General features: G+C 69.6%; 17 protein-coding genes. 2 read left to right on the forward strand and 15 right to left on the reverse strand.

What is annotated here, in order from left to right:
* Window positions 1–27: 27 nt before the first annotated feature.
* From nuoN to IEZ17_RS15260, 14 genes are read right to left on the reverse strand one after another with little or no spacing between them, the layout of a single operon-like run.
* Window positions 28–1,680 carry an NADH-quinone oxidoreductase subunit NuoN gene (gene nuoN, locus IEZ17_RS15195; RefSeq protein WP_189300337.1) on the reverse strand — a complete coding sequence of 551 codons (1,653 nt, stop codon included), beginning with the start codon at window positions 1,678–1,680 and terminating at the stop codon, window positions 28–30.
* Window positions 1,677–3,335, reverse strand: a complete 1,659-nt coding sequence (locus IEZ17_RS15200; protein ID WP_189300494.1) for an NADH-quinone oxidoreductase subunit M — start codon at window positions 3,333–3,335, stop codon at window positions 1,677–1,679. Before IEZ17_RS15200 ends, nuoN begins: the two co-directional genes overlap by 4 nt.
* 12 nt (window positions 3,336–3,347) lie before the next feature.
* Window positions 3,348–5,231: an NADH-quinone oxidoreductase subunit L gene (gene nuoL / locus IEZ17_RS15205; protein WP_189300339.1), complete on the reverse strand. Its 1,884-nt coding sequence runs from the start codon at window positions 5,229–5,231 to the stop codon at window positions 3,348–3,350.
* A 13-nt stretch (window positions 5,232–5,244) separates the two neighbouring features.
* Window positions 5,245–5,544 carry an NADH-quinone oxidoreductase subunit NuoK gene (nuoK, locus tag IEZ17_RS15210; RefSeq protein WP_018090964.1) on the reverse strand — a complete coding sequence of 100 codons (300 nt, stop codon included), beginning with the start codon at window positions 5,542–5,544 and terminating at the stop codon, window positions 5,245–5,247.
* Window positions 5,541–6,404 (reverse strand): NADH-quinone oxidoreductase subunit J, encoded by an 864-nt coding sequence (locus IEZ17_RS15215; protein WP_189300341.1) that lies wholly within the window; start codon window positions 6,402–6,404, stop codon window positions 5,541–5,543. The genes nuoK and IEZ17_RS15215 overlap by 4 nt, the downstream gene beginning before the upstream one ends.
* Window positions 6,401–7,015 carry an NADH-quinone oxidoreductase subunit NuoI gene (gene nuoI, locus IEZ17_RS15220; RefSeq protein WP_189300343.1) on the reverse strand — a complete coding sequence of 205 codons (615 nt, stop codon included), beginning with the start codon at window positions 7,013–7,015 and terminating at the stop codon, window positions 6,401–6,403. The genes IEZ17_RS15215 and nuoI overlap by 4 nt, the downstream gene beginning before the upstream one ends.
* Window positions 7,008–8,390, reverse strand: coding sequence for an NADH-quinone oxidoreductase subunit NuoH (gene nuoH, locus IEZ17_RS15225; protein ID WP_189300344.1), 1,383 nt, complete (start codon window positions 8,388–8,390; stop codon window positions 7,008–7,010). Before nuoH ends, nuoI begins: the two co-directional genes overlap by 8 nt.
* Window positions 8,387–10,909: an NADH-quinone oxidoreductase subunit G gene (locus IEZ17_RS15230; RefSeq protein ID WP_189300346.1), complete on the reverse strand. Its 2,523-nt coding sequence runs from the start codon at window positions 10,907–10,909 to the stop codon at window positions 8,387–8,389. The genes nuoH and IEZ17_RS15230 overlap by 4 nt, the downstream gene beginning before the upstream one ends.
* Window positions 10,906–12,288 (reverse strand): NADH-quinone oxidoreductase subunit NuoF, encoded by a 1,383-nt coding sequence (nuoF, locus tag IEZ17_RS15235; protein ID WP_189300348.1) that lies wholly within the window; start codon window positions 12,286–12,288, stop codon window positions 10,906–10,908. The genes IEZ17_RS15230 and nuoF overlap by 4 nt, the downstream gene beginning before the upstream one ends.
* Complete coding sequence (gene nuoE / locus IEZ17_RS15240) at window positions 12,288–13,100, reverse strand: NADH-quinone oxidoreductase subunit NuoE (protein ID WP_189300496.1); 813 nt, start codon at window positions 13,098–13,100, stop codon at window positions 12,288–12,290. The genes nuoF and nuoE overlap by 1 nt, the downstream gene beginning before the upstream one ends.
* 35 nt (window positions 13,101–13,135) lie before the next feature.
* Window positions 13,136–14,470 (reverse strand): NADH-quinone oxidoreductase subunit D, encoded by a 1,335-nt coding sequence (locus IEZ17_RS15245; RefSeq protein ID WP_189300350.1) that lies wholly within the window; start codon window positions 14,468–14,470, stop codon window positions 13,136–13,138.
* On the reverse strand, window positions 14,470–15,264 hold the full coding sequence (locus tag IEZ17_RS15250) for an NADH-quinone oxidoreductase subunit C (RefSeq protein WP_189300352.1): 795 nt from the start codon (window positions 15,262–15,264) through the stop codon (window positions 14,470–14,472). The genes IEZ17_RS15245 and IEZ17_RS15250 overlap by 1 nt, the downstream gene beginning before the upstream one ends.
* The gene (locus tag IEZ17_RS15255; RefSeq protein ID WP_189300353.1) at window positions 15,261–15,815 is read right to left on the reverse strand and encodes a NuoB/complex I 20 kDa subunit family protein; all 555 of its coding nucleotides are present in this window, start codon (window positions 15,813–15,815) and stop codon (window positions 15,261–15,263) included. The genes IEZ17_RS15250 and IEZ17_RS15255 overlap by 4 nt, the downstream gene beginning before the upstream one ends.
* Before the next feature lie 9 nt (window positions 15,816–15,824).
* Window positions 15,825–16,184 carry an NADH-quinone oxidoreductase subunit A gene (locus IEZ17_RS15260; protein ID WP_043264951.1) on the reverse strand — a complete coding sequence of 120 codons (360 nt, stop codon included), beginning with the start codon at window positions 16,182–16,184 and terminating at the stop codon, window positions 15,825–15,827.
* A 768-nt stretch (window positions 16,185–16,952) separates the two neighbouring features.
* Here IEZ17_RS15260 and IEZ17_RS15265 point away from each other — a divergent pair.
* Together IEZ17_RS15265 and IEZ17_RS15270 are read left to right on the forward strand one after the other, a co-directional pair.
* Window positions 16,953–17,747 carry a C40 family peptidase gene (locus tag IEZ17_RS15265; protein ID WP_189300355.1) on the forward strand — a complete coding sequence of 265 codons (795 nt, stop codon included), beginning with the start codon at window positions 16,953–16,955 and terminating at the stop codon, window positions 17,745–17,747.
* 324 nt (window positions 17,748–18,071) lie between these two features.
* Window positions 18,072–18,944, forward strand: a complete 873-nt coding sequence (locus IEZ17_RS15270; RefSeq protein WP_189300357.1) for an ATP nucleotide 3'-pyrophosphokinase — start codon at window positions 18,072–18,074, stop codon at window positions 18,942–18,944.
* Here IEZ17_RS15270 and IEZ17_RS15275 read toward each other — a convergent pair.
* The gene (locus IEZ17_RS15275) at window positions 18,910–19,728 is read right to left on the reverse strand and encodes an alpha/beta fold hydrolase (protein ID WP_189300359.1); all 819 of its coding nucleotides are present in this window, start codon (window positions 19,726–19,728) and stop codon (window positions 18,910–18,912) included. The two genes, IEZ17_RS15270 and IEZ17_RS15275, sit on opposite strands and share 35 nt — an antisense overlap.
* Window positions 19,729–19,991: the final 263 nt, after the last annotated feature.

Consider the following 19,991-nt stretch of genomic DNA (forward strand, 5'->3'; position numbering starts at 1 on the left):
GCCGTTCGCCAGCGGGACGTTCGGCCCTCAGCGGATGAAGACCCCCGCCTGGCCCGCCAGGTCGAGGAAGTACTGCGGCGCCAGGCCGAGCACGAGGGTGGCCGCGACCCCGACCGCGATGGCCGTGGACGTCAGCGCGCTGGGCACCGCGACCGTCGGGCCGTCCGTCTTGGGCTCGCTGAAGAACATCAGCACGATCACGCGGATGTAGAAGAACGCCGCGATGGCCGACGAGATCACACCGACCACCACCAGCCAGCCCGCGCCGCTCTCCGCCGCCGCCTTGAACACCGCGAACTTCCCGGCGAAGCCGGACGTCAGCGGGATGCCCGCGAAGGCCAGCAGGAAGACCGCGAAGACCGCGGCCACCAGCGGTGAACGGCGGCCCAGCCCGGCCCACTTGGACAGATGCGTGGCCTCGCCGCCGGCGTCCCGCACCAGGGTGACCACGGCGAACGCGCCGAGCGTCACGAAGGAGTACGCGGCGAGGTAGAAGAGCACCGAGGAGATGCCGTCCCTGCTGGCCGCGATGACACCGGCGAGGATGAAGCCGGCGTGCGCGATGGAGGAGTAGGCCAGCAGCCGCTTGATGTCGGTCTGGGTGATGGCGATGATCGCGCCGCCCAGCATCGTGATGATCGCGACGCCCCACATCACCGGCCGCCAGTCCCAGCGCATCCCCGGCAGCACGACGTACAGCAGCCGCAGCAGCGCGCCGAAGGCGGCGACCTTGGTGGCGGCGGCCATGAAGCCCGTCACCGGCGTCGGGGCGCCCTGATAGACGTCCGGCGTCCACATGTGGAAGGGCACCGCGCCGACCTTGAACAGCAGGCCCATCAGCAGCAGCGCCCCGCCGATCAGCAGCAGCGCGTCATTGCCCATCGTGCCGGCCAGCGCCGGGTCGATCTGTTTGGCGCCGTCCGAGACCACCTCGGCGATCCCGGCGTACGTCACCGTGCCGGCGTAGCCGTAGAGCAGCGCCACGCCGAACAGCAGGAAGGCGGACGAGAAGGCGCCGAGGAGGAAGTACTTGACCGCGGACTCCTGCGAGAGCAGCCGCTGGCGGCGGGCCAGCGCGCACAGGATGTACAGCGGGAGGGAGAAGACCTCCAGGGCGATGAAGAGGGTCAGCAGGTCGTTGGCCGCGGGGAAGATCAGCATGCCGCCGACCGCGAAGAGCAGGATCGGGAAGACCTCGGTGGTGGTGAACCCGGCCTTGACCGCGGCCTGTTCGGCGGTGCCGCCGGGGACGGCCGCGGGCTGGGCGGCGAAGGAGTCGACGCGGTTGCCGTGCGCCGCGGGGTCGAGCCGGCGCTCGGCGAAGGTGAAGACCGCGATCAGCGACACCAGCAGGATCGTGCCCTGGAGGAACAGCGCGGGGCCGTCGACGGCGATGGCGCCCATCGCGGCCAGATGCGCCTTGGACGATCCGAAGCCGCCGGCCGCCAGGCCGATCACCGCGGCGAACGCGGCGGCCAGCGACACCACGGACAGCAGCAGCTGGGCGTAATAGCGGCTGCGGCGCGGCAGGAACGCCTCGATCACGATGCCGACCACCGCGGCACCGAGGACGATGAGCGTCGGCGACAGCTGGGCGTACTCGATCCGCGGCGCCGGGATCCTGTCCGGTGCGCCGGCCGCCACTGTCCACAGGCTGTGGACACTTGCCACGGAACTCACTTCGCGGCCTCCACGTCTTGATCACGCACGGCTTGGCCGGGCCGGCCATGGCCGGGCACGGCGTTCACCTGCACGGTGGGCTTGGGATCCTTCTTGTCCACGACGGACAGGGTGTGGCCGACCGCCGGATTGACGATGTCGGTCAGCGGCTTGGGATACACCCCGAGGAAGAGCAGCAGCGCGATCAGCGGCGCGACCACCACCAGCTCCCGGACCTTCAGATCGTGCATCCCGCCGACCTCGGCCTTGACCGGGCCGGTCATCGTCCGCTGGTAGAGGACGAGGACGTAGAGGGCGGCCAGCACGATGCCGAAGGTGGCGATGACGCCGATGGCCGGATAGCGGCTGAACGTGCCGACCAGGACCAGGAACTCGCTGATGAACGGGGCCAGTCCGGGCAGCGACAGGGTCGCCAGACCGCCGACGAGGAAGGTGCCGGCGAGGACCGGGGCGACCTTCTGGACGCCGCCGTAGTCCGCGATCAGGCGCGAGCCGCGGCGGCTGATCAGGAACCCGGCCACCAGCATCAGCGCGGCGGTCGAGATGCCGTGGTTGACCATGTAGAGCGTCGCGCCGCCCTGGCCCTGGGAGGTCATCGCGAAGATGCCCAGGATGATGAAGCCGAAGTGGGAGATCGAGGCGTAGGCGATCAGCCGCTTGATGTCCCGTTGGCCGACCGCGAGCAGCGCACCGTAGACGATGCTGATCAGCGCCAGGACGAGGATGACCGGAGTGGCCCAGCTGCTGGCCGCCGGGAAGAGCTGGAGGCAGAAGCGGAGCATCGCGAACGTGCCGACCTTGTCGACGACCGCGGTGATCAGCACCGCGACCGGCGAGGTCGCCTCGCCCATGGCGTTGGGCAGCCAGGTGTGCAGCGGCCACAGCGGCGCCTTGACCGCGAAGGCGAAGAAGAAGCCGAGGAACAGCAGCCGTTCGGTGCCGGTGCCGAGGGTCAGCTGCCCGGACGCCCGGGCCTCGACGATCTGCTGGAGCGAGAAGGTGCCGGCGCCGAGCTGGTGAGCGGTGACGGCGTACAGCCCGATCACCGCCGCCAGCATGATCAGTCCGCCGACGAGGTTGTAGAGCAGGAACTTCACCGCGGCGTACGACCGCTGGGTGGCGGCCTGCTCCTCGCCGTGCGGGCCGGCCCGGTCCCCGAAGCCGCCGATGAGGAAGTACATCGGGATCAGCATGGCTTCGAAGAAGATGTAGAAGAGGAAGACGTCGGTGGCCTCGAAGGAGATGACCACCATCGCCTCGACGGCGAGGATCAGCGCGAAGAAGCCCTGGGTGGGCCGCCACCGGTGGTTCGGCGTCGCGCCTTCCAGAGGATCGGCGTCATGCCAGCCCGCCAGGATGACGAACGGGATGAGCAGCGCGGTCAGCGCGATCAGGGCGACCGCGATGCCGTCCACCCCGAGGTCGTAGCGGACCCCGAAGTCCCGGATCCAGGCGTGGGATTCGGTGAGCTGGAACGGTTCCTTGGCGCCGGGCCGGAAGCGGAAGGCGATCACCAGCGCCAGCCCGAGGGTGGCCAGTGAGCACAGCAGCGCCAGCCACTTGGCGGCGGTGCGCTTGGCCGCGGGCACCGCGGCGGTGGCGATCGCGCCGACCGCCGGCACCGCGGCGGTCGCCGTCAGCAGCGGGAAGGACAGATCTGCCATGGCTCAGACACCCCTCATCAGCAGGGTCGCGGCGACGAGAACGGCGGCCCCGCCCAGCATCTGGACCGCGTACGAGCGGACGAAGCCGGTCTGCAACTGGCGCAGCCGGCCGGAGAGTCCGCCCATCGAGGCCGCCGTGCCGTTGACCGCGCCGTCCACCAGGGAGTGGTCGAGATAGACCAGCGTGCGGGTCAGATGCTCACCGCCGCGCACCAGGACGACGTGGTTGAAGTCGTCCTGGAGCAGATCGCGGCGGGCCGCCCGGGTCAGCAGCGAACCGCGCGGGGCGACCGCCGGGACCTCCTTGCGGCCGTACATCCGCCAGGCGATGCCCACGCCGATGAGCAGCACCACCATCGTGGCGGCGGTGACCGCTCCGGCGCTCACCGGGGAGTGGCCGTGCGCGAAGGAGGTGACCGGCTCCAGCCAGGTGACAAAGGCTTCGTTGATGCTGAACAGCCCGCCCGCGAAGACCGATCCGACGGCCAGCACGATCATCGGGATCGTCATGACCTTCGGCGACTCGTGCGGATGGACCTCTTCCGGATCCCACCGCCGCTCGCCGAAGAACGTCATCAGCATCACCCGGGTCATGTAGAACGCGGTGATCGCGGCGCCCAGCAGGGCCGCGCCGCCGAGGACCCAGCCCTCGGTGCCGCCCCGGGCGAACGCCGCCTCGATGATCTTGTCCTTGGAGAAGAAGCCGGACAGCCCGGGGAAGCCGATGATCGCCAGATAGCCGAGGCCGAAGGTGACGAAGGTGATGGGCATGTGCGTGCGCAGGCCGCCGTAACGGCGCATGTCCACCTCGTCGTTCATCCCGTGCATCACGGAGCCGGCGCCGAGGAAGAGGCCCGCCTTGAAGAAGCCGTGGGTGACCAGGTGCATGATCGCGAAGGCGTAGCCGATGGGGCCGAGGCCGGCGGCCAGGACCATGTAGCCGATCTGCGACATCGTCGAACCGGCCAGCGCCTTCTTGATGTCGTCCTTGGCACAACCGACGATCGCGCCGAACAGGAGCGTGACCGCGCCGACCGCGACCACCGCGGTCTGCGCGTCCGGCGCGGCATTGAAGATCGCCCCGGAGCGGGTGATCAGATACACGCCGGCGGTGACCATCGTGGCGGCGTGGATCAGCGCGGACACCGGGGTCGGGCCCTCCATCGCGTCACCCAGCCAGGACTGGAGCGGCACCTGCGCCGACTTGCCGCAGGCGGCCAGCAGCAACAGCAGCCCGATGGCGGTCAGCCTGCCCTCGCCCGTGGCGCCCGTCGAGGCGAGCACCGGCCCGAAGGCGAAGGTCCCGAACGTCGTGAACATCAGCATGATGGCGATGGACAGGCCCATGTCGCCGACGCGATTGACCAGGAACGCCTTCTTGGCGGCGGTGGCCGCGCTCGGCTTGTGCTGCCAGAACCCGATCAGGAGATACGAGGCGAGGCCGACGCCCTCCCAGCCGACGTACAGCAGAAGGTAGTTGTCGGCGAGGACGAGCAGCAGCATCGCCGCGAGGAAGAGATTGAGATAGCCGAAGAAGCGGCGGCGCCGCTCGTCGTGCTCCATATAGCCGATGGAGTAGATGTGGATCAGCGATCCGACACCGGTGATCAGCAGGACGAAGGTCATCGACAACTGGTCGAGCTGGAAGGCGAGATCGGCCCGGAAGCCGCCGACCGGGATCCAGCTGAACAGGTGCTGGTGCAGGGCGCGGTGCTCGGCGCTCTTGCCGAGCATGTCGGCGAAGAGCACCACCGCGACGGCGAACGAGGCCACCGCGAAGAGCGAGCCGATCCAGTGGCCGGCGCGGTCCAGGCGCCGGCCGCCGCACAGCAGCAGGGCCGCACCGACCAGCGGTGCCGCGACAAGCAGCGCGATCAAGTTCTCCACTTTGTGCGACCCCTTACAGCTTCATCAGGCTGGCGTCGTCGACCGAGGCCGTATGACGGGTGCGGAAGATCGACACGATGATCGCCAGGCCGACCACGACCTCGGCCGCGGCGACGACCATCGTGAAGAAGGCGATGATCTGGCCGTCCAGATTCCCGTGCATCCGCGAGAAGGTGACGAAGGCCAGATTGCAGGCGTTCAGCATCAGTTCGATGCACATGAACACCACGATGGCGTTCCGCCTGATCAGCACTCCGGCCGCGCCGATGGTGAACAGCAGGGCGGCGAGATAGAGGTAGTAGACCGGGTTCACTTCTGGGCACCCTCTTTCGGTTCCCTCGGCGCCGCGGGACCCGACGGCTTGGGCTTCGCTTCGCCGGAGCCCCGCCCCAGCCAGTCCTCGGAGCGCTGCTCCAGCGCCTTCAGCTCGGCCAGCGACTCACCGGAGACATCGCGGACCTGGCCGCGCTCCCGCAGCGTCGGGCTGACCGTCAGCTCGGACGGGGTGCCGTCCGGCAGCAGGCCGGGGATGTCGACGGCGTTGTGCCGGGCGTAGACACCGGGAGCGGGCAGCGGCGGCACCTGCTTGCCCTCGCGGATCCGCGCCTCGGACTGCTCCCGCTGGGACTTGGCACGCTCCGTACGCTCCCGGTGGGTGAGCACCATCGCGCCGACGGCCGCCGTGATCAGCAGCGCGCCGGTGACTTCGAAGGCGAAGACGTACTTGGTGAAGATGAGCGCGGCCAGGCCCTGGACATTGCCGCCGGCGTTGGCCTCGCCCAGGCCGTTGAACTCCTTGATCGAGGCATTGCCGATACCGGCGATCAGCAGGACGCCGAAGCCGAGGCCCAGCCCGGCGGCGAGCCAGCGCTGTCCCTTGAGGGTCTCCTTGAGGGAGTCCGCGGCGGTGACGCCGACCAGCATCACGACGAACAGGAACAGCATCATGATCGCGCCCGTGTAGACCACGATCTGCACGACGCCGAGGAAGTAGGCGCCGTTGGCCAGATAGAAGACCGCCAGGACGATCATGGTTCCGGCGAGCGAGAGGGCGCTGTGCACGGCCCGTTTCATCATGATCGTGCACAGTGCGCCGGCGACGGCGACGATGCCCAGGATCCAGAACTGCACGGCCTCCCCCGAGGAGGTCGCGGTGGCGGCGAGACCGGTCATGCGTCGGCCTCCTTCTCCCGGGCGTCCTGCTCGGCCGCCGCGTCTTCCGCTTCCGCCGGCTTCTCGCCCTTGGAGACCGCGACCTGGCGGACCGTCCCCGGAGCGGCGCCGGTCACCAGCCCGTTGTAGTAGTCGCGCTCCGTCATGCCCGGAGAGATCGCATGCGGGGTGTCGACCATCCTGTCCTCCAGGCCCGCGAGCAGCTCCTCCTTGGTGTAGATGAGCGATTCGCGGGACCGGTCGGCGAGTTCGTACTCGTTGGTCATGGTCAGCGCGCGGGTCGGGCAGGCCTCCACGCACAGGCCGCACAGGATGCAGCGGAGGTAGTTGATCTGGTAGACGCGGCCGTACCGCTCGCCCGGGGAGTAGCGCTCCTCGTCGGTGTTGTCCGCGCCCTCGACGTAGATCGCGTCCGCCGGGCAGGCCCAGGCGCACAGCTCGCAGCCGATGCACTTCTCCAGCCCGTCCGGATGCCGGTTGAGCTGGTGCCGGCCGTGGAAGCGCGGCGCCGTCGGCTTCTTCTCCTCCGGATACTGCTCGGTCAGCCGCTTCTTGAACATGGCCCTGAAGGTCACGCCGAAGCCGGCCACGGGGTTCTGGAACTCAGGCACCGTCGCCCCCCTTTCCGTCGGTCTCATTTCCGTCACTCACAGTGTCCACCCGACCACTGACAATCAACTCGCCGTCCCGGCGCGGCCGTCGGCGCGGCACCGGCGGCAGGCTCTGGCCGGGCAGCGGCGGTACGGGGAATCCGCCCGCCATCGGATCGAAGGCGCCGTCCCCGTCCGTCTCCTCCTCCTCCTCGCCGCGCCGGAAGAAGTCCACGAGCAGCGAGATCAGCAGCAGCGCGACCGCGCCGCCGGCGACGTACAGCACGATCTGGGAGAAGTCGTAGCCCTCGTTCTTCAGCGCCCGGACGGTGGCGACGAGCATCAGCCAGAGCAGCGAGACCGGGATCAGGACCTTCCAGCCCAGCTTCATGAACTGGTCGTAGCGCACCCGGGGAAGGGTGCCGCGCAGCCAGATGAAGAAGAACAGCAACAGCTGCACCTTGATGACGAACCAGAGCATCGGCCACCAGCCGTGGTTCGCGCCGGCCCAGAAGGTGGAGATCGGCCAGGGCGCCTTCCAGCCGCCCAGGAACAGGGTGACCGCGACCGACGAGACGGTGACCATGTTGATGTACTCGGCGAGCATGAACATCGCGAACTTGATCGACGAGTACTCGGTGTTGAAGCCGCCGACGAGGTCGCCCTCGGACTCCGGCATGTCGAACGGCGCCCGGTTGGTCTCCCCCACCATCGCGACGATGTAGATGATGAAGGACACCGGCAGCAGCAGGACGTACCACTTGCTCTGCTGCGACTCCACGATGGTCGACGTCGACATCGACCCGGAGTAGAGGAACACCGCCGCGAACGACATCCCCATCGCGATCTCGTACGAGATCATCTGCGCGCACGACCGCAACCCGCCGAGCAGCGGATACGTCGACCCGGAGGACCAGCCCGCCAGCACGATGCCGTAGATGCCGACCGAGGCCGTGGCCAGGATGTAGAGGATGCCGATCGGGAGGTCGGTGAGCTGCATCGGGGTGCGGTGGCCGAGGATCGAGATCTCGTTGCCGGCCGGGCCGAAAGGGATCACCGCGATCGCCATGAACGCCGGGATGGCCGCCACGATGGGCGCGAGGATGTAGACCACCTTGTCCGCGCGCCGGACGACCAGGTCCTCCTTCAGCATCAGCTTGACGCCGTCGGCGAGCGACTGGAGCAGCCCCCAGGGGCCGTGCCGGTTGGGGCCGATCCGCAGCTGCATCCAGGCGACGACCTTGCGCTCCCAGACGATCGAGAACAGCACCGTCAGCATCAGGAACGCGAAGCAGAACACCGCCTTGATGACGACCAGCCACCACGGGTCGCGCCCGAACATCGACAGGTCCTCTTGGGCCAGCACGGCCACCGGATGACCGAACTGCTCCATCATGCGTCCACCTCCTTGGCCGGCGCCGGCGTACCGGGGACGGCGGAGACCTTCACCAGGTCACCGGGGAGCGCCCCGGTGTCGGCGGCCACGCCACCGCCCACGGAATTCAGCGGCAGCCACACCACCCGGTCGGGCATCTGCGTGATCCGGAGCGGCAGGTGAACCGATCCGGCCGGTCCGGTGACCGCCAGCAGGTCGCCGTCCTCGACGCCGGCCTCCTCGGCGGTGGCGGCCGACAGCCGGGCGAGTGCGGCGTGCCGGGTGCCGGCCAGCGCCTCGTCGCCTTCCTGGAGCAGCCCCTGGTCCAGGAGGAGCCGGTGGCCCGCCAGTACGGCCTCGCCGGTGCCCGGGCGGGGCAGCGGACGCCCCGTCTCCAGCGGATCACCGGCGAACGGGCCGCCCCAGCCGCCCAGTTGGTCCAGCTCCCGGCGCACCGCCCGCAGATCCGGCAGCGCCAGATGGACATCCATGGCGTCGGCGAGCATCTGGAGCACCCGGGCGTCCGGCTGGAGCAGCCGCCGGGTCATCTGGTCCGGCTTGAGCGCGGCCTCGAACGGCCGGGCCCGGCCCTCCCAGTTGAGAAACGTTCCGGCCTTCTCGACCACGGCCGCCACCGGGAGCACCACATCCGCCCGCTCGGTGACCTGAGAGGGCCGCAGCTCCAGACTGACCAGGAACCCGACCTCGTCCAGCGCGGTCAACGCCCGCGCCGGATCGGGCAGATCGGCGACCTCCACGCCCGCCACCAGCAGCGCGCCGAGCTCACCGTTCGCCGCGGCCTCGACGATCTGGCCGGTGTCCCGCCCGTGCCGGTGCGGCAGCGCGGCCACACCCCAGGCGGCGGCGACCTCGTCCCGGGCCCGCGGATCGGTGGCCGGCCGCCCGCCGGGCAGCAGACCGGGCAGCGCACCCGCCTCGACGGCCCCGCGCTCGCCCGCCCGCCGCGGCATCCACACCAGGCGGGCACCGGTCGCGGAGGCGGCGCGGATCGCGGCGGTCAGCGCGCCGGGCACCGCCGCCAGCCGCTCCCCGACGATGATCACCGAACCGTCCGCGCGCAGCGCCTCGGCCGCGGTCCGCCCCGCGCCGTCCAGCCCCACGCCGCCCGCGAGCCCCTCTTGAGACAGCGCTGTCAGCCACTCGGTCTCCGTACCGGGCGCCGCCGGGAGCAGCGTGCCGCCCGCCTTGATCAGTCCGCGGGTGGCATGGCTCGCCAGCCCGTAGGTGCGCTGGCCGCTCCTGCGGTGCGCCTTGCGCAGCCGCAGGAAGACACCGGGCGCCTCCTCCTCCGCCTCGACCCCGGCCAGCAGCACCGCCGGCGCCTTCTCCAGCGCGGTGTACGTGACGCCGCCACCGTCGAGGTCCCGGCCCCGGCCGGCGACCCTGGCCGCCAGGAAGTCGGCCTCCTCGGCGCTGTGCACCCGGGCCCGGAAGTCGATGTCGTTGGTGTGCAGCGCGATCCGGGCGAACTTGGCGTACGCGTAGGCGTCCTCGACGGTCAGCCGGCCGCCGGTCAGCACGCCCGTGCGCCCCCGGGCGGCGGCCAGTCCGCGGGCCGCCGCGTCCAGGGCGGCGGGCCAGCTCGCCGGCTCCAGTTCACCGGTCCGCGGATCCCGTACGAGGGGGTGCTCCAGCCGGTCCCGCTGCTGCGCGTACCGGAAGGCGAACCGCCCCTTGTCGCAGATCCACTCCTCGTTGACCTCGGGGTCGTCCGCCGCCAGCCGCCGCATGACCTTGCCGCGGCGGTGGTCCGTACGGGTCGCGCAGCCGCCGGCGCAGTGCTCGCACACCGACGGCGAGGAGACCAGGTCGAACGGGCGGGACCGGAAGCGGTACGCGGCCGACGTCAGCGCCCCCACCGGGCAGATCTGGATGGTGTTCCCGGAGAAGTACGACGCGAAGGGGTCGCCCTCCCCCGTGCCGACCTGCTGGAGGGCGCCGCGCTCGATCAGCTCGATCATCGGGTCGCCGGCGATCTGGTTGCTGAAGCGGGTGCAGCGCGCGCACAGCACGCAGCGCTCGCGGTCCAGCAGCACCTGCGTGGAGATCGCCACCGGCTTCTCGTAGGTGCGCTTGCGGCCCTCGAAGCGGCTGTCCGGGTCGCCGACCTGCATCGCCTGGTTCTGGAGCGGGCACTCGCCGCCCTTGTCGCAGACCGGGCAGTCCAGCGGGTGGTTGATCAGCAGCAGCTCCATCACGCCGCGCTGGGCCTTCTCGGCCACCGGCGAGGTGAGCTGCGACCTGACCACCATCCCGTCCGTGCAGGTGATGGTGCACGAGGCCATCGGCTTGCGCTGGCCCTCGACCTCGACGATGCACTGCCGGCAGGCGCCCGCCGGGTCCAGCAGCGGGTGGTCGCAGAAGCGCGGGATCTCGATGCCGAGGAGTTCGGCGGCGCGGATGACCAGCGTCCCCTTCGGGACGGAGATCTCGATGCCGTCGATCGTCAGGGTGACGAGGTCCTCCGGCGGAACCGCCGGCTCGCCGCCCCCGGAGGGCGCATTGGTCGTGACGGTCATGCATTCACCCCCAGGTGGGCGTCGGTGCCGGCCCAGAGGGTCGACTTGGCGGGGTCGAAGGGGCAGCCCTTGCCGGTGATGTGCTGCTCGTACTCCTCGCGGAAGTACTTGAGCGAGGAGAAGATCGGTGAGGCGGCGCCGTCGCCGAGGGCGCAGAAGGACTTGCCGTTGATGTTGTCGGCGATGTCGTCGATCTTGTCGAGGTCGTCCATCCGGCCCTTGCCCGCCTCGATGTCCCTCAGCAACTGCACCAGCCAGTACGTCCCTTCACGGCAGGGCGTGCACTTGCCGCAGGACTCGTGCGCGTAGAACTCGGTCCAGCGGGTGACCGCCCGGACGACGCAGGTGGTCTCGTCGAAGCACTGGAGCGCCTTGGTGCCGAGCATCGAGCCGGCCGCGCCGACGCCCTCGTAGTCGAGCGGCACGTCGAGGTGCTCCTCGGTGAACATCGGTGTCGAAGAGCCGCCCGGCGTCCAGAACTTGAGCCGGTGGCCGGGCCGCATCCCGCCGCTGATGTCGAGCAGCTGGCGCAGCGTGACGCCCAACGGGGCTTCGTACTGGCCGGGGTTGGCGACATGGCCGCTGAGCGAGTAGAGCGTGAAGCCCGGGGACTTCTCGCTGCCCATCGACCTGAACCAGTCTTTTCCTTTGTTGAGGATCGCGGGAACCGACGCGATGGATTCGACGTTGTTCACGACAGTGGGGCAGGCGTAGAGGCCGGCCACCGCGGGGAAAGGGGGACGCAGACGGGGCTGTCCGCGACGGCCTTCCAGGGAATCCAGCAGCGCGGTTTCCTCACCGCAGATGTACGCGCCGGCGCCCGCGTGCACGATCACGTCCAGGTCGAGTCCCGACCCCAGGATGTCCTTTCCGAGGAAGCCCGCCGCATACGCCTCGCGCACGGCCTCGTGCAGCCGGCGCAGTACGGGCACGACCTCACCGCGCAGATAGATGAAGGCATGGTGCGACCGGATCGCATGACAGGCGATCACGATCCCCTCGATGAGGGAATGCGGGTTGGCGAAGAGGAGCGGGATGTCCTTGCAGGTCCCGGGCTCCGACTCGTCGGCGTTGACAACTAGATAGTGCGGTTTGCCGTCGCCCTGCGGAATGAACTGCCATTTCATCCCGGTCGGGAAGCCGGCGCCGCCGCGACCGCGGAGCCCGGAGTCCTTGACGTAGGCGATGACGTCGTCCGGGGCCATCGCGAGGGCCTTGCGCATGCCCTCGTAGCCCTCGTGGCGCAGATAGGTCTGAAGCGTCCAGGACTCGGGCTCGTCCCAGAAGGCGGAGAGGACGGGGGCGAGGACCTTCTCCGGGCTGTTCGCGCCTCCGGCCTGCGGCCGGGAAGGGCCGCCGAACTCGGCTGCCACGGTCATCACTTCCCCTCCTCGTCCGCCGGGCCGGCGGCATCGTCACGGCGGGGCGGAACCCCGCCGTCCGGGCTGGCGGCGGGAGAGGGGCCGGCCTCGTCGGGCGGGCCGTCCGCGGTGGTGCGCGGGGAGACGACATGGTCCGCGTGGCCGGGGGCCACCTCGCCCTTGGCCAGGCGCAGTCCGATCAGGGAGGCGGGACCGGCGCCGCCGGTGGCCTCGACGGCGCCCGGCCGCCGGTCCGGGAAGCCGGCGAGCATCCGGGCCGTCTCCTTGAAGGTGCAGAGAGGGGCGCCGCGGGTGGGCTCGACGGTCCGGCCGGCCCGCAGGTCGTCGACCAGCTGCCGGGCGGACCGCGGGGTCTGGTTGTCGAAGAACTCCCAGTTGACCATCACGACGGGGGCGAAGTCGCAGGCGGCGTTGCACTCGATGTGTTCGAGGGTGATGGCGCCGTCCTCGGTGGTCTCGCCGTTGCCGATCCCGAGGTGGTGCTTGAGGTCCTCGAAGATGGCGTCGCCGCCCATCACCGCGCACAGGGTGTTGGTGCAGACCCCGACCTGGTAGTCGCCGCTCGGCGTGCGGCGGTACATGGAGTAGAAGGTCGAGACCGCGGTGACCTCGGCGGTGGTGAGGTCGAGCATCTCGGCGCAGAAGCGGATGCCGGTGCGGGTGATGTGCCCTTCCTCGGCCTGGACGAGGTGCAGCAGCGGCAGCAGCGCCGAGCGCGAGCCGGGGTAGCGGGCGATCACCTCCTTCGCGTCCGCTTCCAGCCGGGCCCGTACGTCGGCCGGGTAGTCCGGGGCCGGGAGTCGGGGCATGCCCAGCTGGACGTCATTGCGTGCCGGAGTGGCGTTCACCGGTCGACGCCTCCCATCACGGGGTCGATGGACGCGACGGCGACGATGACGTCGGCGACCTGGCCGCCTTCACACATCGCTGCCATGGCTTGCAGGTTGGTGAAGGACGGGTCGCGGAAGTGCACCCGGTAGGGACGGGTGCCGCCGTCGCTGACCGCGTGGACGCCCAGCTCGCCCTTGGGCGACTCGACGGCGGTGTACGTCTGTCCGGGCGGGACCCGGAAGCCCTCCGTCACCAGCTTGAAGTGGTGGATCAGGGCCTCCATCGAGGTGCCCATGATCTTCTTGATGTGGTCGAGGGAATTGCCGAGGCCGTCGGGGCCGAGGGCCAGCTGGGCGGGCCAGGCGATCTTCTTGTCCGCGACCATCACGGGCCCGGGCTCCAGCCGGTCCAGGCACTGCTCGACGATCCTCAGCGACTGGCGCATCTCCTCCAGCCGGATCAGGAACCGGCCGTAGGCATCGCAGGTGTCGGCTGTCGGCACCTCGAAGTCGTAGTTCTCGTATCCACAGTACGGCTGCGTCTTGCGCAGGTCATGGGGCAGTCCGGCGGACCGGACGATGGGCCCGGTGGCTCCGGTGGCCATGCAGCCGGCCAGGTCGAGGTAGCCGATGCCCTCCATGCGGCCCTTGAAGACGGGGTTGCCGGTGGCGAGCTTGTCGTACTCGACGATGTTCCTGCGCATCTTCTTGACGAAGGCGCGGACCTGGTCGACGGCGCCCGGCGGCAGGTCCTGGGCCAGGCCGCCGGGGCGGATGTAGGCGTGGTTCATCCGCAGGCCGGTGATCAGCTCGTAGATGTCGAGGATCAGTTCCCGGTCGCGGAAGCCGTAGATCATGATCGTGGTGGCGCCGAGCTCCATGCCGCCGGTGGCGATGCACACGAGGTGGGAGGAGAGCCGGTTGAGCTCCATCAGCATCACGCGGATGACGGAGGCCCGGTCGGGCACCTGGTCGGTGATGCCGAGCAGCTTCTCCACGGCCAGGCAGTAGGCCGTCTCGTTGAAGAAGGGCGTCAGGTAGTCCATCCGCGTCACGAACGTCGTGCCCTGCGTCCAGGTCCGGTATTCGAGGTTCTTCTCGATGCCGGTGTGCAGGTAGCCGATGCCGCAGCGGGCCTCGGTGACGGTCTCGCCGTCGATCTCCAGGATCAGCCGGAGCACGCCGTGGGTGGACGGGTGCTGCGGCCCCATGTTGACGATGATCCGCTCGTCGTCGGACTTGGCGGCGCCCGCCGCGACCTCGTCCCAGTCGCCACCGGTGACGGTGTAGACGGTGCCTTCCGTGGTCTCGCGGGGGGTTGCGCGGGACGCCTCGCTGGGAGTGCTCATCAGGTGTACGACCTCCGCTGGTCGGGAGCCGGGATCCGGGCGCCCTTGTACTCGACGGGAATGCCGCCGAGCGGGTAGTCCTTGCGCTGCGGGAAGCCCTGCCAGTCGTCCGGCATCATGATCCGCGTGAGCGCCGGGTGCCCGTCGAAGACGAGGCCGAAGAAGTCGTAGGTCTCGCGCTCGTGCCAGTCGTTGGTCGGGTAGACCCCGACGAGCGACGGCACGTGCGGGTCGGCGTCCGGGGCGGAGACCTCCAGCCGGATCAGCCGGTTGTGGGTGATCGAGCGCAGGTGGTAGACGGCGTGCAGCTCGCGGCCCTTGTCGCCGGGGTAGTGGACGCCGCTCACGCCCGTACAGAGCTCGAAGCGCAGCGCGGGGTCGTCGCGCAGCGTCCTGGCGACGGCCGGCAGATACTCCCGGCCGATGTGGAAGGTGATCTCGCCGCGGTCGACGACGGTCTTCTCGATAACGTTCTCGGGCACCAGGCCCTGCTCGTCCAGGGCCCCCTCCAGCTCGTCGGCGACCTCGTCGAACTCTCCGTACGCTCCCCCTCCCCCACTCTCGACTCCGCTCGAGCGGGAGGTACCCCCATCGCCCGGTCCGCCGTACGGCCGCGCGCTCGCGCCGGGCATCCGGACGGACCGCACCAGCCCGCCGTAACCGGAGGTGTCACCGCCGTTGTTGGCGCCGAACATCCCGTGGCGGGTGCCGATCACCTCGCCGGTGTCCGCGCGCTGCGCCGGGACGGCCTCGTCCGGCCGGTCCGGGGTCTCGGGGTTCTTCGGCTCGCTCACTGCAGCAGGCCCTTCATCTCGATCAGCGGGAGTGCCTTGAGCGCCGCTTCCTCCGCTTCATGGGCCGCCTGCACCTGGTTGACCCCGAGCTTGCTGCTCTGGATCTTCTGGTGGAGCTTGAGGATGGCGTCCAAGAGCATCTCGGGGCGCGGCGGGCAGCCCGGCAAATAGATGTCCACGGGAACGATGTGGTCGACGCCCTGGACAATCGCGTAGTTATTGAACATGCCGCCCGAAGAGGCGCAAACACCCATGGAAATCACCCACTTCGGGTTCGGCATCTGGTCGTAGACCTGCCGCAGGACGGGCGCCATCTTCTGGCTCACCCGGCCGGCCACGATCATCAGGTCCGCCTGCCGCGGGGAGCCGCGGAAGACCTCCATGCCGAAGCGGGCCAGGTCGTAGCGCCCGGCGCCGGTGGTCATCATCTCGATGGCGCAGCAGGCCAGCCCGAAGGTCGCGGGGAAGACCGACGCCTTGCGCACCCAGCCCGCGGCCTGCTCGACAGTGGTCAGCAAAAAGCCGCTGGGCAGCTTCTCTTCCAGTCCCATTGGTGACCCCTAGTCCCATTCCAGGCCGCCACGCCGCCAGACGTAGGCGTAGGCGACGAAGACGGTGAGCGCGAAGAGGAGCATCTCGACGAGCCCGAACAGCCCCAGGGCGTCGAAGGTGACGGCCCAGGGATAGAGGAAGACGATCTCGATGTCGAAGACGATGAAGAGCATCGCCGTCAGGTAGTACTTGATCGGAAAGCGACCGCCACCGGACGGGTGTGGCGTCGGCTCGATTCCGCATTCGTACGCTTCGAGCTTGGCCCGGTTGTAGCGCCGGGGGCCGATGAGCGTGGCCATGACCACGGAGAAGATCGCAAAGCCTGCCCCGAGGGCTCCCAGTACGAGGATGGGCGCGTAAGCGTTCACCGTCCCCGCTCCCTTCAGTCGACGATGACTGGATGGCGGTCCGCTCGGGCTCAGGGGCTGCCCCGTGGAGATCGTGCCTATGTGAGGCAGTTCACAAGCCCGAATGCCTGCATCTTATGCCCGTCGCTCTGTGATCTGCGACACGGGGTGCGACAACGACTTTGTGATCTTCACCACCTGACGAAGGATCATGGAACCGGATGCCCGATGATCCCCTTACACGACGCTTGCCAGTGATCACTAGAGGTGATATTCGCCAAGGTTACCGCTGGTCACGACGGCAACCCCATTATCAAATGAGGCGCCTTGCAAGCAAATTGGCACTGGACGAAATCAACTGCTATATGCGCCAGGCCCGTAGACGTGATCCACTCGTGACCCGGCCGTGATCGTCGGTACGTGCCTCGATTCACGAGCGCGCCGGGTCGGCCCGGCGGGCGGATGGCCGACTCCCGACCGACGGCCGGCCGCTCGTTCGGTCACGGGAACATAACGGACACTCACGAGTGACCTATCCCACGCGATTTGAAGTACTGAGACCTTGACGCCCGGGAAGCCTTGGCGTGGCGGATGGGGAAGTGGTAGGCACCCCCGGAGCCCGCGCCGAGCCTCAAATGTCGTGCGTAGGAACGTGATCGCGAATTCCGGACATCGCGCCGGCGAGGCGACGGGCAGTCAAAAGTCCGTTTTGTTCGTCGCGTACGCGTCAAGTGTGGCGTACTGCACCTTTGTTGGCAGCAACCTTCGGCTCCTGATAGCCGTGGTGCCATGTCCCCGAACGCACTCATACCCAGCCACCGGAAGCCCCGCCGTTCCGCGTCCTCGCGGGCACTGCGTGCGGGCGTGACCGGTGGCTTCCTCACCCTTGCGGTGACCGGCGCGACCGTGCCGGCCAACGCCGCCGAGAAGTCCGTCTCCGAAACCCAGGAGATGCCCACCATCACGATGGCGCTGGCCTCCAGCGCCGCCGAGAGCGCGGACGCCGCCCAGCAGGCCGCGCTCAACTACGAGCGCCAGGCGCTCCAGGACGCCGCCGCCGCCAAGGCCGACAAGGCCGCGAACAAGGCGAAGGCCGCCGCCGAGAAGAAGGCCGAGGCCGAGGCCGAGGCGAAGAAGGCCGCCGACGAGGCCCGCAAGGCCAAGGAAGCCACGCAGGCCCGCGCCTCGCGCTCCGACGAGCGCACCTCGCTCTCCACCTCCAGCGCGACCGGCAGCGTCGCCACCCTCGTCTCCTTCCTCAAGGCGCAGCTCGGCAAGGCGTACGTCCTCGGCTCCAGCGGCCCGTCCTCGTACGACTGCTCCGGCCTGACCCAGGCCGCGTTCTCCCAGATCGGCGTCAACCTGCCGCGCGTCTCGCAGAGCCAGTCGACCACCGGCACCCAGGTCAGCCTCAGCAACCTCCAGGTCGGGGACATCCTGTACTGGGGCAGCGCGGGCAGCGCCTACCACGTCGCCGTGTACGTCGGCGGCGGCAACTTCATCGGCGCCCAGAACCCGAGCACCGGCATCGTCGAGCGCCCGCTCAGCTACGACCAGCCCACCGGCGCGGTGCGCGTCCTCTGAGACCGCCGCACCCCGGAGTGCCCACAAGGACCGCCCCTCCCCCGCTCGGGAGGGGCGGTCCTTTGCGGTACGGCGGCCGGTGCCCGTCCCGGCCGCGCCCGGGACCGCCGTCCGTTTCGCGCCGCGCAGCGCACCGATCCGGTCAGGTACGGGCCGAACAGTCGTCCGCGCAGCCACCGATGCGCGCCGCGTCCGTTGCACCTCTCGTCATGTGCCGCACTGCTGCCCGCCGACATCCGACGGACAGCGGTGCGGTGACCGTCATGCGGCAGCCGTACGGCCACTGATCGGCGATACGGCCCGCAGAGAGGAATCCACGCTCCGATGACCACGTACCGCACCGGCCGTCCCACCGCCCGCCGCGCCGTCACCCGAGCCGCGATGGCCGCCGCGCTGGCCACCGCGCTGGGGATGGGCGCCGTGCACACCGCCACCGCGTCCCCGGCCGCGCCTCCGCACGGCCGCGTCCCCGCCCCGTCGGCACAGCCCCGCGCCACCGGTCCCGACGGCGGCTGGAGCCGGGACGGGCTCCATCTCAGCGCCGACGACAACAAGAAGGTCGATGCGTTCCTCACCCGCGCGCGTCGGGCGGAACGCTCCATCAGCCCCCAGGTCCGCGTCGCCGCACTGCTCAGCCATGCCCAACTCATCGGCTTCGACCAGCGGCTGAAGTCCCCGGACTCGCTCAAGCGGAAGATCGCCACCAAGATGCTGGAGACCCCCGGGCAGCGCGTGGAGACCTCGCTTTCCATGATCAATGACTCGGTCCGCTACACCCTTCAGTGGCCGACCGGGCAGTACGCGCATGGCGTCACCGTCGCCGCCGGGCTGCTGTCCGCCTGGGGCAACGACAGCACCCGCTGGTCCAACACCTGGGGCCGCACCAAGGGCTACAAGGCGGTCAACTCCGCCTGGCGCGCGCACCGCTCGGGACAGGTCTTCGAGGTCCAGTTCCACACCCCTCAGAGCAAGGCGGCCCAGCTGGAGACCCACAAGATCTACGAGGAGCAGCGGCTGCCCGGCACCCCGCCGGAGAAGGTGCGCGAACTCCAGGCGCAGCAGGACGCGATCTTCGCGGCGGTACCGGTCCCGACGGGCGCCGAGCGGCTGACCGCCCCGGCCCGCCGGACACCGGTGCCCGTAACGGCCGCCCGGCTTTCCGTCAGCTCTTCAGGAACTCCAGCAGATCGGCATTGAGCTGGGCGTGGTGGCTGGCGTAGATGCCGTGGCCGGCGGTCGGGTACTCCTTGTAGACCGCGCCCGGTATCAGCTCGGCGGTGCGCCGGCCGGTGACGTCGATCGGCGCGGTGAAGTCGGCCGCGCCGTGGACGATCAGCGTCGGGACGTCGATCTCGCGCAGCCCCGCACGGTGGTCGGTGTGGAAGATCGCCTGCTGCACCTGGAGCGTCGCGTACGGCGCGCACGACAGGCACTGCGCGATGGTGAAGTCGACCATGAGGGGCGAGATGTCGTTGTTGCCCAGGTGGGTGGCGAAGAAGACCTGCGCCTGGCGGGCCATCCACCTGGGCCGGTCGGTCCGCAGCAGCGCGAGGGACGCCTCGAACGCGGCCTCCGGCAACCCCGACGGATTGTCGTCCGTCAGCTTCAGGAAGGGCAGCATCGCGGCGATGAACGCGGCGCGGGCGACCCGCCCGGAGCCGTGCCGGGCCAGATAGCGGGCGATCTCCGCGCCGCCCATCGAATGCCCGACGAGGGTGACCCGGCGCAGATCGAGGTGGTCCAGGAGGGCGGCCAGGTCGTCGGCGGTCGAGTCGTAGTCGTAGCCGGCCGGGGGCCGGTCCGAGCGGCCGTGCCCGCGCCGGTCGAAGGTGACGCAGCGGAAGCCGCGGTCGACGAAGAAGGGGATCTGGTACTCCCACATGTCGGTGGGGAGCATCGCGCTCGACACGAACACCAGCGTCTCGCCCTGCCCGTACTCCTCGTACCAGAGCCGGGTCCCGTCGTGGCCCTCGAAGAACATGACATTTCCTCCCGTTGTGTCGATATCCGTGACGACACCGATGTGTGGCGCACCGTGTGGCGCACCGATATCTCTCGGCGTCTTCCGGCACCTGGTGACATCCAGTGACATCTGGCGGTGTCCGGCAACACCTGGTGATGCTTGGCGTCATCTGGCGTGATCTGGTGCTGTCTGGCGTGATCTGGTGCTGTCTGGCGGCATCCGGTGGCAGATGCCGCATGGTGTGCGTGACATCCCCAGACTGCCGGGCCGGGGAAGGCGCC

The sequence above is a fragment of the Streptomyces albospinus genome, from assembly GCF_014648695.1.
Lineage (GTDB): Bacteria > Actinomycetota > Actinomycetes > Streptomycetales > Streptomycetaceae > Streptomyces > Streptomyces albospinus.